Here is a 13,971-nt window from a genome sequence, read left to right as displayed (position 1 = left end):
CGGTTGCGGGCCGGATGTTCCGGCCGGCCCGCAGATCTGCAGGGTTCAGGGGCCAGCCATCGTATGCCGATCGCCGGTCTTGTGCTGGGTGGGTGCGCGCTGCTGCCGCACGGCGGCGGCGAGCGTGCGCACATGCGTGTCCACGATGCCCAGCACGTCCAGTTGCCCGGCCAACTGGTCGAGGTAGTCACGGTTGGTGCCTATGCTGCCGCAGGCGCTGGCAATGGTGGCGGCCGTCTCGGCCAGCGAAAGACCCTGGCGGTGCTGCGGGTGGGCGGTATTGGCCGTGAACACCAGCGCCTGGATGCCACCCTGGGGGGTGTCCAGCGGCAGCAGGGCCGGGCAGTAGCTGCCCCGGATCATTTCGCGCCGCCACAGCAGGCGCGATTCGGTCTCGACCCGTGCGCGGTGGATGCGAAACGCCAGGCCCTGGCAGGTGCCGGCCTGGCGCTGCAATGTCAGCACCAGACCCGGGCATTCGGGGGTGCCGCGGCCTATGGCGGTCGCCAGGGCAAAGCGGCGGACAAATCCATCCAGTTGCGCCCGGCGTACTTCTTCGAAGTGCATGCCGGGGTTCCACATCAGCGAGCCATAGGCAAACACCCAGAGGTCCTTGCCATCCTGCCCGGCCAGCACGGTCTGGCGCGAGCGCTCCACCTCCTGCGTGCTCAGCCGCCAGTCGGGCGGCAGGCCTTGCTGGCGCGCTTGCGCGTCCCAGGCGGCCAGCACCTCATCGGTCAGGCGCAGCCCGCAGGCATCCGCCGGCGTCAAGCGGCCAGCCAGCTCGGGCAGGTGGATGAAGGCACGGGGCGTCATGGGCATTCTCCGGGCGCATGCTGCGGTCACGCCGGGCGCATGCCCGGCGTGCGCATCCGCAATCAGCCGCGGTTGCCGATGGCGATCTGGCGCAGGCGTGCGGCCTGTACCGCTTGCTCATGCACGCTGGCGCGGTCCAGCGTGGAGGGCGCGGCGTTCGCGTCGACCGCCACGAAGTTCTTGAACTGCGTGACCGCCTGGGCGGCTTCGGTGCGCACCTCGGCGCGGCTGCGGGTGGATTGGACACCGGCTTCGAAATTGGTGCCATACAGATCATTGGCCTGGGCGCCCCAAGAGGCGAGGGCGGCGACGGCGGCGATGGAGAGGGTGCGTGCGGTAGCGTTCATGGCGTGTCCTTCGGAAGTGACGAATAAAGGGAAAAGACCTGTGGCGAGGGCCTTGCAATGCGGCGTCTTCACCATGGACTCAACTTTAAATCGCCTCGAATGATTGATAAACAAGCCAAAAAACAACTAACTGTTCCATATTCGTGACTAATAAAGGCTGAATACTCAGACGGGCCAGACCACGCCGTTGTCGTTCAGGATGGCGTCCAGTGGCAGGTCGTGCGGCTCGGGCAGGAACTCGTCGAGGTAGCCGTGGGTATAGCCCAGGCCCACGGTGAAGGGGCGCGGCTGCAGCGTGGCGAGGGTGCGATCGTAAAAGCCGCCGCCATAGCCCAGGCGGTAGCCGCCCGGCCCATAGCCCACGCAGGGCACGAACAGCAGCGTGGGCACGATGAGCTCGGTGTCCTTGGGCTTGGGGATGCCGTAGGCGTCTTCCTCCATGGGGCAGCCGGGGTACCAGGCGTGGAAAGTCAGCGTCTTGTGCTGCTTGTTGATCACGGGCAGGCCGATGCGGCGGCGCAGCGGCTCGTCCAGCAGCTCACCGTCTTCCTTCCAGCGGTGCAGGGCCGGCAGAGGGTCGAATTCCCCTTTGATGGGCCAGTAGGCGCCGATCACTGTGTCAGGGCGGTGGATGAGCCAGATGCGCATGATTTGCTGCAGCGCGTCGGCGCGCTGTAGGCGGTCGGGCAGGTTCAGGCGTTGCTCTACCAGGGCGCGCCGCAGGGCTGTCTTGTCCATCACATAATTCCCCCATGCATTGGTTGAAGATTCTGACACCGCTGGCCGCTTCGGCGCTGCTGGCATTCTCCGCCCTGCCTTGCGCCGCGCAGGCCGGCAAGGGCGACCAGGTGCTGCTGGACATGCAGCAGGCCTTCCGCAAGGGCGAGCGCAAAAAGCTCGAGCAGCTCCTGCCCCAGGCGCGCGGCCATGCGCTCGAACCTTGGGCCGCCTACTGGGAACTCAAGGCGCGCCTGAACGAGGCGAGCGCCCAGGAGGTGCAGTCCTTTCTGCAGCGCTGGGCCGGCACCTACCAGGAAGACCGCCTGCGCAACGACTGGCTGCGCCTGCTGGGCCAGCGCCGCGACTGGGCGCAGTTTGCCGAAGTGCACGCCCAGTACCGCATGCAGGACGACCGCGAGGTGCGCTGCTATGCGCTGCTGATCGACGCCCTCAAGGGCCAGGCGCCAACGCAGGTGGGCGACGAGGTGCGCCGCGCCTGGTACGCGCAGCGCGACCAGGACGACGGCTGCACCCACGCTGCCAGCGAGCTCTATACGGCCCGGCAGCTCAGCGCGCTCGACATCTGGCGCAAGGCGCGCCTGGCCGTCGAGGCCAACCGCCCCGGCGTGGTGCGCGCGGCCGTGGAAATCGTCGCGCCCGACGCCTTGCCGCGCCTGCGCGAGGCGCTGGATGCGCCCACCAAGTTCCTGCGCGCCCATTCCAGCGCGGCAGGCCGGGCGCGCCAGGAGCTGGTGCTGCTGTCCCTGGTCCGCCTGGCGGGCAGCGACGCCGATGGCGCGGCCAACCTGCTGGACAACAAATGGGGCGTGCACCTCTCCAGCGAAGAGCGCAACTGGGCCTGGGGCGTGATCGGCAAGGCCGCGGCGCAAAAGCTGTCGGCCAGCGCCATGGGCTACTTTGCCAACGTCACGCGCGATTCCGACCTGAACGACGACCTGCTCGCCTGGAAGGCGCGCACCGCGCTGCGCGCCGGGCAGTGGAAGGAAGTGCGCAAGGCCATAGACGCCATGGGCGAGGAGGCGCGCCAGGACAGCACCTGGGTGTACTGGAAGGCCCGCGCGCTGCTCGCGGGCCGCCCCGCCGAGGCCGACCGGGCCCAGGCCCAGCGCCTGCTGGAGGGCATTGCGGGTACGCGTGGCTTCTACGAGCAGTTGGCGCTGGAGGAGCTGGGCCAGCGCGTGAGCCTGCCCCCGCCCCCCGCGCCCCTGACCGAGGAGGAGAAGGCGCGCGCCCGGGCCCACCCGGGCCTCAACCGCGGCCTGTACGCCATCCTCATCGGCCTGCGCGCCGAGGGGGTGCGCGAATGGAACTACAGCACCAATCTGCACCAGAACGGCGGCATGGGTGAGCGCGATCTGCTCGCCGCGGCCGATTTCGCCTGCCAGCAGCAGGTGTGGGACCGCTGCATCAACACCAGCGAGCGCACGCGCACCAGCATCGACATGGCGCAGCGCTTTCCCATGCCCTTCCACGATGCGGTCCTGGCGCGCGCACGCGCCATCGGCCTGGACCCGGCCTACGTCTACGGCCTGATCCGGCAGGAGAGCCGCTTCATCATGGATGCACGCTCGCATGTCGGGGCTTCGGGCCTGATGCAGGTCATGCCCGCGACGGCGCGCTGGACGGCCAAGAAAATCGGCATCGCGGGCTTCAGCACCGACCAGCTCAACGAGCGCGACACGAATATCGCCATCGGCACGGCCTACCTCAAGCTGGCGCTGGACGACTTCGGCGGCTCCATGCCCATGGCCGCGGCCGCCTACAACGCCGGGCCGGGGCGCCCGCGCAACTGGCGCAACGGCCCCGTGCTCGACGCCGCCATCTGGGCCGAGAACATTCCGTTCGCCGAGACGCGCGACTACGTCAAGAAGGTGCTGGCCAACACCACCAATTACGCCGCCCTCATCACCGGCCAGCCGCAGTCGCTCAAGGCACGCCTGGGCACCATCGGCCCGCGCGGCGCGGCCGAGCCCGAGGTCAACAGCGACCTGCCCTGAGCCCCGCCGGTTCAATCGCTCTTGAGCAGGCGCGCAAAAGTGGCGCGGAATTTCTCCAGCTTGGGGGCGATGACCGCGGCGCAGTAGCCCTGGTGCGGGTGCTGGTTGAAATAGTCCGTGTGGTAGTCCTCGGCCGGCCACCAGGCCGTGAGGGCCTGTAGCTCGGTGACGATGGGCGCGGCAAAGTGCCCGCCCTCCTGCAGCTCCTGCAGCAGGGCACGGGCCACCGCCTCGTGTTCCGGGTGCGTGGTGTAGATGCCGCTGCGGTACTGCGGCCCCACATCGTGCCCCTGGCGATTGAGCGTCGTGGGGTCGTGCGTGGCAAAGAAGATCTCCAGCAGTTCCCGCAGGCTGACCTGGGCAGGGTCGAAGCGCACGCGCACCGCCTCGGCGTGGCCTGTGCTGCCGGTGCAGACCTGTTCGTAGGTGGGGGCCGGCACATGGCCGTTGGCGTAGCCGCTTTGCACGTCCACCACGCCGCGCACGCGGGCAAAGACGGCCTCGGTGCACCAAAAGCACCCACCCGCCAGGGTGATGGTTTCAACGGGGGCGGTCTGCATGGGGCACTCCGCAAGAGGGGTTCACAGATTGACGAGCCAGTCGCCCTCGTGCCGCGCGGCGCCCGAGCGCACGAGGTCCTGCGCCAGGCCCTGCAGCCAGGCATCGAAGTCCTGGCCGCCGAAATGCCGCTGGTGCATGGTGCGGAAATGCGGCGTGGCCAGCGTCCAGGCGCGCAGGTCTGCCATGCGGATGCGCTGCCATTCGAGCAGCTTGTACTTGAGCAGCACCTTGGCGGCGTACTGCGTGTGCTTGAGGGGGTTTTGCACAAAGCCGTCGAGCCGCCGGCGCGCCGCCTCCAGCGCGCGCGGCGCGTCGTGAAACAGCGGGCCGTGGCCCGGGATCACGGTGCGCGGCGCCAGGCGCTCGATCAGGTCCAGCGTATCGGCCACGGCAGCGAAGGCGTCTTCGCCGTCGAGCTCGGGAAAGACCACGCCAAAGCCGTTCTCCCACAGCGCGTCGGCCGAGATCAGCAGGCGCTCCTGCGGCTCGAACAGGATGATGGAGTGCGGGTCGTGCCCCGGCGCGGCGTGCACCTGCCAGGGGCGGTCGCCCAGCAGCACCTCGGTGCCGGGCTGCAGCACGCCATCGCAGCGAAAGCGCGGGCAGTCCTGGCCCGTGGGCGTGTAGCTCAGGGCGTAGGGGTCCCAGTCGCGCACCAGCGCCGCCTGCCCGGGCGGGATGGCCGTGTGCACCCCGGGCCAGGCCTCCTGCAGCGCGGCGTTGCCGCCGCAGTGGTCGCTGTGCAGGTGGGTGTTGAGGATGCGCTCGAGCGGCCGCCCGTCCAGGGCCGAGCGCACCAGCGCCACCGTCTGCCCGCCATGCGTGCAGTAGCCCGTGTCCACCAGCGCCGTGCCCGAGCGTGCCCCCGTGAACAGCACGTTGTTGGACGACAGCCAGCCCCGTTCGAATACGGTGATTTCGGGCGGTAGGGCCGATGGATGAAGCGCCATAAGCTATTAAATCAGTAGTAATGACCAGTGGCCCCGTGTCGCACCGTGCACAGCATATGCCATGGGTGCGGCACAGGGGGCATGACGGTCATTTGCGCAGCTCGCGCCGCAGGATCTTGCCCACGTTGGACTTGGGCAGATCGTCGCGGAACTCGATGTACTTGGGGCGCTTGTAGCCCGTGAGGTTCTCATGGCAAAAGCGCATCACGTCGCTCTCTTCGAGCGAGGCATCGCTGCGCACCACGAACACCTTGACGGCTTCGCCTTGCTTCTCGTCGGGCACGCCGATGGCCGCGCACTCGATCACGCCGGGGCAGGTGGAGATGACGTTCTCGATCTCGTTGGGGAAGACGTTGAAGCCGCTGACCAGGATCATGTCCTTCTTGCGGTCGATGATGCGCGTGTAGCCGTCCGCGTCCATGACGCCGATGTCGCCCGTGCGCATGAAGCCATCGGCGGTGAAGGCCTTGGCGTTATCCTCGGGCTGGTGGTAGTAGCCCGGCGTGACGTTGGGGCCGCGGATGCAGATCTCGCCCGCGGCGCCCACGGGCAGGCTGTGGCCTTCGTCGTCCTTGATGGCGATGTCGATGCCCGGCAGCGGCAGGCCGATGGTGCCGGAGAACGTGGTGTTGCTCACCGGGTTGTTGGTACCGATGGCGCAGGTCTCGCTCATGCCCCAGCCCTCGATCATGGTGCTGCCCGTGACCTTCTGCCACTGGCGCGCCGTGCCCTCGGACGCCGCCATGCCGCCGGCCTGCGAGACGCACAGGTGCGAGAAGTCGAGCGCGCGGAACTGCGTGTTCTGCAGGAGCGCGTTGAACAGCGTGTTGACCGCGGGCAGCATGTGGAAGGGGCGCTTTTTCAGCACCTCGACGAACTTCGGGATGTCGCGCGGGTTGGGGATCAGCGTCAGGCGCGAGCCCTGGCGGATGGCCAGCAGGCACAGCGTGAGCGCGAAGATGTGGTACAGCGGCAGCGCGGCGATGCTGTTGGCCTTGGTCACGTCGCCGATCCGGGCCAGCGCCGGGGTGAACCAGGCCTCGGCCTGCAGCGTGGCGGCCACGATGTTGCCATGCGTGAGCACCGCGCCCTTGGACAGGCCCGTGGTGCCGCCCGTGTACTGCAGGAAGGCGATGGAGTCCAGCGTCGCCTGGCTGGGGTGGAGCTTGCGGCGTGCGCCCAGCGTGAGCGCGCGCTTGAACGGGATGACCTGCCGCCCGTCCGCGAGCGGCAGCTCGAAGGGCGGCACCATCTTGGCCAGATGGCGCACGGCGAAGGTGATCCAGCGGCCATACCAGGGGCCCAGCAGGTCGCCCATGGAGGCCAGCACCACATGCTTCACGCTGGTGTGCTCGATGACCTCGGCCAGCGTATGGGCGAAGTTCTCCAGGATGACGATGGCGGTCGCCCCTGAGTCCTTGAGCTGGTGTTCGAGCTCGCGCGCGGTGTAGAGCGGGTTGACGTTCACGCAGGTGTAGCCCGCGCGCAGCACGGCCGCCATGCTCACGGCGAACTGCGGCACGTTGGGCAGCATGATGGCCACGCGCGCGCCCGGCTCCAACCCCTGACCCTGCAGCCAGGCGCCCAGCGCGGCCGAATGGCGCTCCAGTTCGCCATAGCTCATCCAGCGCTCCATGCACACCGAGAACGGGCTGGCCGCGTGCTTTTGCATGGCCTCCTCGAGCAGGTGCGCGGCCGAGCGGTATTGCGTGGGATCCACCTCGTGCGGCACGCCCGGGGGATAGTTCTTGAGCCAGATCTTGTCCATGCGTTCTTCAGGGGTCAAAAAAGCAAAAACCTGATTCTGTGCGCAAGCCCGCGGCACGGGTTACCGGGCAAGTCCCAGGGTGGCGCCCAATTGCGTCCCGCAGGCGACAGGGTCGCCGTCGAACAGGGCCTGCATGAGCGCCGCCTCGCGCTCATGCACCGTGGCCAGGAAATGCTCCACGGCGCCGCGCTGGCGCGCCATCTGGCCGAAGGTGTCGAAACCCGACTCCAGGAAGTGCTGCAGCGCACCCAGGCCGGCCGCCTGAGCCGGGCCGCGCATCATGCGCAGCATCATGCGCAGCCCGGGCATGCGTGTGAAGCGTGTGAGGTCCTCGCCCAGCTTCATCACGCTGGCAAGCTGCTGCCCGCGCGCCGCCCGCTCGCCCACGCCGCGCCAGGCGGCCACGTAGCGGGGCGCGTCCGAGGGCGCGTGCGCATGCGTGGCGGGCAGGTGCAGCCAGGCCTGTCCCATGGCGTAGTCCAGGCGCTCGGTCTGCGCGTGCAGCAGGGCCAGGTCGGTGGCCGTCTGCACCACGGCCTGGGGGAACACCGCCTGCAGCGTGCCCGCGATGCGGCCGAACTGCGCGTCGCGGTCGCTGTGGTCGCCGGGGCTGTAGAGCTCCTCCAGGAAAAAGCGCGTGGCCTGGCGGTAGAGCGGGTCGTCCATGAGGTCGGCGTAGGTGCCGGCAAAGCGGCGCGACTGCAGCTGCTTGACGGCCCGCACCGCGCCGTCCAGTGCGGGGTCGTCCAGACAGCGCTGGCGCTGGGTGGTGACCTCGTCAATGCACTGGCGGATGGTGTCGGCGGCGTCCATGGGGCTCAAGGCGATGTTCTATGCTGCGTGCATTACACCCAAAAACGCCGGGCCCGCCTTTGCGCCCGCTCCAATGTCCGCATGAAAACTACCGAATCTCCCCGGCACCCCGCAGGTGCGCTGGCCCGCCTGCAGGCCACGGCCCTGGGCGCCACGCTGCTGGGCTTGCTGGCCTGGGTGCTGTGGGCCGGGGCGCAGAGCACCGCGCTGGCCTGCCAGGGCCTGGCACTGGCCCTGCTGTTCTGGGCCGTGGGCATGGCGCTGCCGTTTGTCCTGATGCACGCGGTCAACCGCAGCGACGCCGCGCCCCGCGCCCGTCTGGGGCAGGTGCTGCGCGCGCTGGCGGCCGAGACGCGCTGCTTCTTCACCGTGTTCTGCTGGCGCCAGCCGCTGCGCAGCCAGTCCGTGGCCGACTGGCTGCCCGAGGCGCCCACGGGGCGGCGCGGCGTGGTGCTGGTGCATGGCTTTCTGTGCAACCGCGGGCTGTGGCTACCCTGGATGCCGCTGCTGCGCGCGCGTGGCCATGCCTATGTGGCGGTGAACCTGGAGCCCGTGTTCGGCTCCATCGACGCCTATGTGCCCGCCATCGAGGACGCCGTGCGCCGCGTGACCCAGGCCACGGGCATGGCGCCCGTCATCATTGCCCACAGCATGGGCGGTCTGGCCACGCGCGCCTGGCTGCGTGCCCAGCAGGCGGACAGCCGCGTGCACCATGTCGTCACCCTGGGCACGCCGCATGGCGGCACCTGGCTGGGGCGCTGGAGCCGCGCAGCCAATGGGCGCCAGATGCAACTGGCCAGCCCCTGGCTGCAGCGCCTGCAGCTCGATGAGCCTGCCAGCCGGGCGCAGGCTTTTTCCTGCTGGTATTCCAATTGCGACAACATCGTCTTTCCGGCACGTACGGCTGCGCTGCCCGGTGCGCGGCAGCATTTCATCGCCGGCGTGGCCCATGTGGAAATGGCCTGCCACCCCGAGGTGGTGCAGGCCTGCCTGGCGCTGCTGCAGCAGGATGCCGCCTGAGCCTGAGCGCGTGTGTGCGATCTCAGCGCTCGAGCACGCAGCGGAAGCTGGCAAAACCCTCTGCGGTGTCCGCGTCCTCGAGCGGCGCGCGCTCGTTGGCGGCAAATGCGCGCTGGCTGCGCAGCCGTTCGTAGATCGGCGCGAAGTCGGCCGCCGTCATGTCGAACAACTGCTCGAAGCTGTCGATCACGAAATAGGTCTGCTGGTAGCTGTCGATCTTGTAGCGCGTGCGCATGGTGCGCTCCAGTTGCAGCGGCAGGCGCTGCGGCTCGGGGCTTTGCACCGCGTAGGGCAGCTCCCCCGACGAACTCAGGATGCCCGCCCCGTAGGCACGCAGGCCGGCCGGCTCGCGGATCAGCCCGAACTCGATGGTGTACCAGTACAGGCGCGCGAGCATTTCGCAGGCGCCCAGGGCATGCGCCTTGAGGCCGCCCTGGCCGTAGCGCTGCACGTAGTCGGCGAACACCGGGTTGAACAGCAGCGGCACATGGCCGAACAGGTCGTGGAAGATGTCGGGCTCGACGATGTAGTCGAACTCCTCGGGCGTGCGGATCCAGTCCGTCACCGGGAATTGGCGGTTCGCCAGCAGCGTAAAGAATGGCACTTCGGGGATCAACCCCGGAACCGCCACAATCTCCCAGCGCGTGGCGCGGTACAGGCGCTCGTTGATCTCCTCGAAGCGCGGGATGTGGTCCTTGACGCCCAGCGAGGGCAGGGCGGCGATGAAGGCCTCGCTCGCCAGCCCGGGCAACTGCGCGCTCTGGCGCTCGTACAGGCGCCGGTAGGTGTCGTGGCCCCGGGCGGTGTAGGCGGCCCAGTCCTGGGCGCAGGTGTAGTCCGCATTGGCGCGCGCATAGTCGCCGCGCGGGGGGCGCTCACTGGCTCCATAGACGACAGGTTCGACGGCCATGGTGTCTCCTTTTTCTGTATTTCAGGGTGCATGCACCATTCACGGCGCATGCCACTGGCGCACCCCAGGCCAGGGCTCCCGCGCAAGGGCCGCCCCGCCGCGCTGGGAGCGTCCCCCTTCCCGAAATGGCGCAGCCATTCGAGAGAAGGGGGAAGGCGCCGCAGGCGACTCAGGGGGATGTGGCTCCTGCAGGCGCCTGCAGCACGCCGCGCCGGATCTGGTCCAGTTCGATGGACTCGAACAGCGCCTTGAAATTCCCGTTGCCGAAGCCGTCGTCGCCCTTGCGCTGGATGAACTCGAAGAAGATGGGGCCGAGCTGGTTCTCGCTGAAGATCTGCAGCAGCAGCGCATCCTTCTTGCCGTCGATCAGGATCTTGCGCTCACGCAGGGCGTCGAGCGGCTCGCCGTGGCCCGGAATGCGCTTTTCCACCAGTTCGTAATAGGTGTCGGGCGTATCGAGCAGGCGCACGCCGCTGGCGCGCAGCTGGTCCACCGTGGCGTAGAGGTCGTCTGAGCCCATGGCGATGTGCTGGATGCCCTCGCCCTTGTACATGTCCAGGTACTCCTGGATCTGGCCGGGCTTGTCCTTGCCTTCCTCGTTGATCGGGATGCGGATCTTGCCGCAGGGACTGGTCATGGCCTTGCTCTTGACGCCCGTGACCTGGCCCTCGATGTCGAAGTACTTGATCTCGCGGAAGTTGAACAGGCGCTCATAGAAGTCGGCCCACTCGGCCATGCGCCCGCGGTGCACGTTGTGCGTGAGGTGGTCGATGTAGGTCAGGCCGTGGCCGAAGGGGTGCAGCGCCTCCTCCGCGCTCACGCCCGGCAGGGCCTCGAAGTCCACGTCGAAGAAGCCGATGTTGCCGATGTCGCCGGGCTGCGCGCCGCCCTTGCCGCGCCAGCGGTCCACGAAGTAGATCAGGCTGTCGCCGATGCCCTTGATGGCCGGGATGTTCAGCTCGCCCGGGCCGGCCTTGCCGGCATAGCCCCAGGCCCCCAGCGACACGGCGCGCTCGTAGGCGGCCTTGGCGTCGTGCACGCGGAAGGCGATGGCGCAGACGCTGGGCCCGTGCAGGCGCGCGAAGCGCTGGGCGAAGCTGTCGGGTTCGGCGTTGACGATGAAGTTGATGCCACCCTGGCGGTACAGCAGCACGTTCTTGTGGCGGTGTCGCGCCACGGGCCTGAAGCCCATGCTCTCGAACACCCGGCCCATGGCCGCCGGGTCGGGAGCGGCGTATTCGATGAATTCGAAGCCGTCCGTGCCCATGGGGTTGTCCCATGCGGCGATGTCGTTCTGTGCCTGCTCGGGCAGCGCTGCGTTCATGGTGTCTCCGTCGTGTGTGGATGCCAGTCCCGCACTGTAGGTTTGACGGAGCTCAATATTTGCGCAAATTACCTTCTCTGTGCATGGGTATACGCAGGAAATTTGCGTCAACGCAAGGCCATGCGCACGTGAGGGGTGTGCGTATGCAGGGTTTCAGCGCGCCCCGGTGTTCTGGCGCAACGCCAGCGCCGCGTCGATGCGCAATTGCTCCTCGGGCGAGAAGAGCTGGTGGCGCAGTTGCTCCAGCCGCGCTGGCTCCTGGCCTTGGTTCAGCGCCTGCTGGTACTGGTCCAGGCGGGCGTTCCAGGCGCGTTCCTCCTGGTCCAGGCGGGCCAGGCGCCCGGCGGCCTCGGCGCCGTGGGTGGCAGCGCGCTGGGCGAAGCGGGTGGCGTCGTCCACCCCCTGTGCGTCGTAGGCGGCCGTCTGCTGCGCCGCAGCCACATGGGCCACGGATTCGGCGCGTGCGGCACGCAAGGCCGGCGGCAGTTGCGCCTCGGCATCGGCCAATGCCAGGCGCTTTTGGGGGGCGTCGAGTGCGCTGTTGCGCTCGATCTCCAGGCGCGCCAGCATGTAGTCGTCGAGCAACTGCTCCTGGCCGAACAGGGCATCGTACTCGTCACCGTCGAAATAGCGCAGGCGCAGCGTGCGCCGCTGCTCGGCGGCGGTGCGCAGGGCGCGCGGATCGCTGGCGTCGGCCGGCGGCTTGAGCTGGCCCAGGGCGACGCGGTAGTCCACGTAGCGCCCGGCCAGGGCCAGTGCGCGCGTGACCAGCTCGGGCGCAAAGTGCTGGCCCGCCAGCGCGGCGATGCGCTGCTTGAGCGTTTCGGGGTCGGGGGCTTCGCCCGCGGCATGCAGCAGCGCCTCGATGGCGTCGCGCAGGCCGGGGGTGAGCAGCGGGTCGGCGCCTGCGCTGCCAGGGGCGGATGCGCCATTGCCCTGCCTGCCTGCGCCGCCCACCGCGTCCGTGGCGAGCGGCCGGCCATTGGCGACGGGGCCGGTCTGTGCGCCCGCGCCGCTGCCGGGGGCGCTGGCGGCAGACCCGTCCGGTTGCAGCCACCACAGGGCTGCTGCGGCGGCGAGCAGGCCGGCACCGACCCAGGCGATGGTGCTGCGACGCATGGGCGGTGGCGGGCCGGGGGTCAGAGGCCCAGGTTCTTCAGGCGGTTGGCGTGGTCGCGGTACACCGTCACGGGGTCGGTGGCGAACCAGTCGCGCAGACCGAGGAACTGGTTGACCTCGTCCAGGTGGTTTTGCGAATAGTCGCCCAGGTGCTTGCCCAGACGCGACGAGCAGGCCGAGACCAGGCCGTCGTTGGCCTCGCCAAACACCACGCCCATGAGGGCCAGGGGGGCGTCGCTCACGTCGAGCACGTTGGTCAGGGTCCGGGTGCCGGTCCAGGAGTAGTAGCGCACACCGTTCACCAGCTCGGCGCCGTTGCCGCAGCCGCTGGTGGGCACGCCAGCGCCAAAGCGCTGGTTGAACTTGGCCGATCCGGCGGTGGTGAGCGAATCGAGTGCGGCGGTGGGCATCTGGGGCAGGCGGGAGCCGCCGGACACCAGGTTGATGAGCGTGACCAGGGCCGAGGCGGCCGTGTTGGCGACACTTTCGCTCACGCTGCCGGCCGGTGCGACGCCGCGCAGGATGTCGGCCACGCGCGAGCCGCGGTTGACGCCGCCCACCGAGGTCACCGAGGCCACGAGTTGCGGAGCCACGCCTGCCACATAGCGCGTGGTCGGGCCGCCGTGCGAATGGCCGATGAGGTTGACCTTCTGTGCGCCCGTGAGTGCGAGGATGTTCTTGACCTGCGCCAGCAGTTGCTCGCCGCGCACCTCGGTGCTGTTGGCGGCCGACACCTGCGCCACGTACACCTTGGCGCCGTCGCGACGCAGGGCCTCGGGGATGCCATAGAAGTAGTCCACCCCCAGCGCGGAGTCAAAGCCGAACAGGCCGTGCACGAGCACGATGGGGTAGCGCGTCTGGGTGTAGGTGCCCGCATGCGCGCTGTGCAGCAGGGCCAGGGAGGCGCACGCGAAAGCGAGGCCGCGCAGCGCGCGGCGGACGAAACCGATCATGGATTGTCTCCTAGGTATGGTGCGAAAAACGAACGATCGTGCGTTTTTGCAAAAAAGATTGTCTGACGACGGTGGTTTCACAGCCATCGGTGCATACCCTATGAGCAAAAACAATGCGTTCCAATGCGGTTTTTCTGCGTAAAATTTGCGTCATGAATACCAACGACGCATTGGATAAGCTGGATCGGGCCATATTGCGCTGCCTGCAAGAGAACGGGCGCGAAACCTACGAGGTGATTGGCGAGCAGGTGGGTCTGTCGCCCAGTGCGGTGCTGCGCCGCGTCAAGCGCATGGAGGACAGCGGTGTGATCGACCGCTACGTGGCCCTGGTGCGTCCCGAGGCCGTGGGCCTCGGTTTGACGGCCTACCTCAACGTACGCCTCGAAAAACACACCGAAAGCCACAAGCGCAACCCCATGGATCTGTTCCGCGCCAGCGTGCAGACCTGGCCCGAGGTGGTCGAGTGCGCCTCGCTCACCGGCGAGATGGACTACCTGTTGCGCGTGGTGGTGGCCGACATGGCGCACTACAGCCGCTTCATCATGGACACCCTGCTCAAGCACCCCAGCGTGCAGGACTGCAAGACCAGCTTCGTGCTCGATCGCGTGAAGACGACCACTGCGGTGCCCGTCTGAAGCGCGGTGCGGGCCGG

At 68.5% G+C, this 13,971-nt stretch carries 14 protein-coding genes; 3 read left to right on the top strand and 11 right to left on the bottom strand.

Annotated elements, in window-relative coordinates; all coding sequences use genetic code 11:
* Nucleotides 1-45: 45 nt before the first annotated feature.
* The 3 genes from CGR01S_RS01225 to CGR01S_RS01215 all read right to left on the bottom strand — a co-directional run bounded on the left by CGR01S_RS01225 (nucleotide 46) and on the right by CGR01S_RS01215 (nucleotide 1,901).
* Nucleotides 46-816, bottom strand: coding sequence for a gamma-glutamylcyclotransferase (locus tag CGR01S_RS01225; RefSeq protein WP_042421552.1), 771 nt, complete (start codon nucleotides 814-816; stop codon nucleotides 46-48).
* Nucleotides 817-878: 62 nt separating this feature from the next.
* Entirely contained in the window at nucleotides 879-1,163 is a 285-nt protein-coding gene (locus CGR01S_RS01220) for a DUF4148 domain-containing protein (RefSeq protein WP_042421550.1), read from the bottom strand.
* Between the two features lie 165 nt (nucleotides 1,164-1,328).
* On the bottom strand, nucleotides 1,329-1,901 hold the full coding sequence (locus tag CGR01S_RS01215; protein WP_042421548.1) for a 5-formyltetrahydrofolate cyclo-ligase: 573 nt from the start codon (nucleotides 1,899-1,901) through the stop codon (nucleotides 1,329-1,331).
* Between the two features lie 14 nt (nucleotides 1,902-1,915).
* Here CGR01S_RS01215 and CGR01S_RS01210 point away from each other — a divergent pair, with 14 nt between their 5' ends.
* Nucleotides 1,916-3,901 carry a lytic transglycosylase domain-containing protein gene (locus tag CGR01S_RS01210; protein WP_042421545.1) on the top strand — a complete coding sequence of 662 codons (1,986 nt, stop codon included), beginning with the start codon at nucleotides 1,916-1,918 and terminating at the stop codon, nucleotides 3,899-3,901.
* A gap of 11 nt (nucleotides 3,902-3,912) precedes the next feature.
* Here CGR01S_RS01210 and msrA read toward each other — a convergent pair whose 3' ends face one another.
* The 4 genes from msrA to CGR01S_RS01190 form a co-directional block, all read right to left on the bottom strand.
* The gene (gene msrA, locus CGR01S_RS01205; protein WP_042421543.1) at nucleotides 3,913-4,461 is read right to left on the bottom strand and encodes a peptide-methionine (S)-S-oxide reductase MsrA; all 549 of its coding nucleotides are present in this window, start codon (nucleotides 4,459-4,461) and stop codon (nucleotides 3,913-3,915) included.
* A 21-nt stretch (nucleotides 4,462-4,482) separates the two neighbouring features.
* Nucleotides 4,483-5,412, bottom strand: a complete 930-nt coding sequence (locus CGR01S_RS01200; protein ID WP_042421541.1) for an MBL fold metallo-hydrolase — start codon at nucleotides 5,410-5,412, stop codon at nucleotides 4,483-4,485.
* A gap of 88 nt (nucleotides 5,413-5,500) precedes the next feature.
* Nucleotides 5,501-7,180: an AMP-binding protein gene (locus CGR01S_RS01195; RefSeq protein WP_042421540.1), complete on the bottom strand. Its 1,680-nt coding sequence runs from the start codon at nucleotides 7,178-7,180 to the stop codon at nucleotides 5,501-5,503.
* Nucleotides 7,181-7,240: 60 nt separating this feature from the next.
* Nucleotides 7,241-7,993: an FFLEELY motif protein gene (locus CGR01S_RS01190; RefSeq protein ID WP_042421538.1), complete on the bottom strand. Its 753-nt coding sequence runs from the start codon at nucleotides 7,991-7,993 to the stop codon at nucleotides 7,241-7,243.
* Between the two features lie 81 nt (nucleotides 7,994-8,074).
* Here CGR01S_RS01190 and CGR01S_RS01185 point away from each other — a divergent pair, with 81 nt between their 5' ends.
* A complete protein-coding gene (locus CGR01S_RS01185) occupies nucleotides 8,075-9,013 on the top strand; it encodes an esterase/lipase family protein (RefSeq protein WP_084690507.1) in 939 nt (312 codons plus the stop codon).
* Between the two features lie 22 nt (nucleotides 9,014-9,035).
* On the opposite strand, the gene phhA is transcribed toward CGR01S_RS01185, so the two are convergent.
* From phhA to CGR01S_RS01165, 4 genes are all read right to left on the bottom strand, one after another.
* Entirely contained in the window at nucleotides 9,036-9,923 is an 888-nt protein-coding gene (phhA, locus tag CGR01S_RS01180; protein ID WP_042421536.1) for a phenylalanine 4-monooxygenase, read from the bottom strand.
* A 169-nt stretch (nucleotides 9,924-10,092) separates the two neighbouring features.
* On the bottom strand, nucleotides 10,093-11,247 hold the full coding sequence (gene hppD, locus CGR01S_RS01175) for a 4-hydroxyphenylpyruvate dioxygenase (protein ID WP_042421534.1): 1,155 nt from the start codon (nucleotides 11,245-11,247) through the stop codon (nucleotides 10,093-10,095).
* Between the two features lie 153 nt (nucleotides 11,248-11,400).
* The gene (locus CGR01S_RS01170; RefSeq protein WP_042421531.1) at nucleotides 11,401-12,366 is read right to left on the bottom strand and encodes a lipase secretion chaperone; all 966 of its coding nucleotides are present in this window, start codon (nucleotides 12,364-12,366) and stop codon (nucleotides 11,401-11,403) included.
* A gap of 20 nt (nucleotides 12,367-12,386) precedes the next feature.
* Nucleotides 12,387-13,319 (bottom strand): esterase/lipase family protein, encoded by a 933-nt coding sequence (locus tag CGR01S_RS01165; protein WP_042421529.1) that lies wholly within the window; start codon nucleotides 13,317-13,319, stop codon nucleotides 12,387-12,389.
* A gap of 152 nt (nucleotides 13,320-13,471) precedes the next feature.
* Between CGR01S_RS01165 and CGR01S_RS01160 the strand changes: the two genes are divergently transcribed.
* The gene (locus tag CGR01S_RS01160) at nucleotides 13,472-13,954 is read left to right on the top strand and encodes an Lrp/AsnC family transcriptional regulator (RefSeq protein WP_156967476.1); all 483 of its coding nucleotides are present in this window, start codon (nucleotides 13,472-13,474) and stop codon (nucleotides 13,952-13,954) included.
* Nucleotides 13,955-13,971: the final 17 nt, after the last annotated feature.

This window comes from Comamonas granuli NBRC 101663 (genome assembly GCF_000739995.1).
Lineage (GTDB): Bacteria > Pseudomonadota > Gammaproteobacteria > Burkholderiales > Burkholderiaceae_C > Simplicispira > Simplicispira granuli.
Note: the sequence above shows the minus strand (reverse complement) of the source record. Positions and strands in the feature narration are given on the sequence as shown.

Coding starts and splice junctions, on each gene's coding strand:
- CGR01S_RS01225 (WP_042421552.1), bottom strand. CDS start 816: ATGACGCCCCGTGCCTTCATCCACCTGCCCGAGCTGGCTGGCCGCTTG.
- CGR01S_RS01220 (WP_042421550.1), bottom strand. CDS start 1,163: ATGAACGCTACCGCACGCACCCTCTCCATCGCCGCCGTCGCCGCCCTC.
- CGR01S_RS01215 (WP_042421548.1), bottom strand. CDS start 1,901: ATGGACAAGACAGCCCTGCGGCGCGCCCTGGTAGAGCAACGCCTGAAC.
- CGR01S_RS01210 (WP_042421545.1), top strand. CDS start 1,916: ATGCATTGGTTGAAGATTCTGACACCGCTGGCCGCTTCGGCGCTGCTG.
- msrA (WP_042421543.1), bottom strand. CDS start 4,461: ATGCAGACCGCCCCCGTTGAAACCATCACCCTGGCGGGTGGGTGCTTT.
- CGR01S_RS01200 (WP_042421541.1), bottom strand. CDS start 5,412: ATGGCGCTTCATCCATCGGCCCTACCGCCCGAAATCACCGTATTCGAA.
- CGR01S_RS01195 (WP_042421540.1), bottom strand. CDS start 7,180: ATGGACAAGATCTGGCTCAAGAACTATCCCCCGGGCGTGCCGCACGAG.
- CGR01S_RS01190 (WP_042421538.1), bottom strand. CDS start 7,993: ATGGACGCCGCCGACACCATCCGCCAGTGCATTGACGAGGTCACCACC.
- CGR01S_RS01185 (WP_084690507.1), top strand. CDS start 8,075: ATGAAAACTACCGAATCTCCCCGGCACCCCGCAGGTGCGCTGGCCCGC.
- phhA (WP_042421536.1), bottom strand. CDS start 9,923: ATGGCCGTCGAACCTGTCGTCTATGGAGCCAGTGAGCGCCCCCCGCGC.
- hppD (WP_042421534.1), bottom strand. CDS start 11,247: ATGAACGCAGCGCTGCCCGAGCAGGCACAGAACGACATCGCCGCATGG.
- CGR01S_RS01170 (WP_042421531.1), bottom strand. CDS start 12,366: ATGCGTCGCAGCACCATCGCCTGGGTCGGTGCCGGCCTGCTCGCCGCC.
- CGR01S_RS01165 (WP_042421529.1), bottom strand. CDS start 13,319: ATGATCGGTTTCGTCCGCCGCGCGCTGCGCGGCCTCGCTTTCGCGTGC.
- CGR01S_RS01160 (WP_156967476.1), top strand. CDS start 13,472: ATGAATACCAACGACGCATTGGATAAGCTGGATCGGGCCATATTGCGC.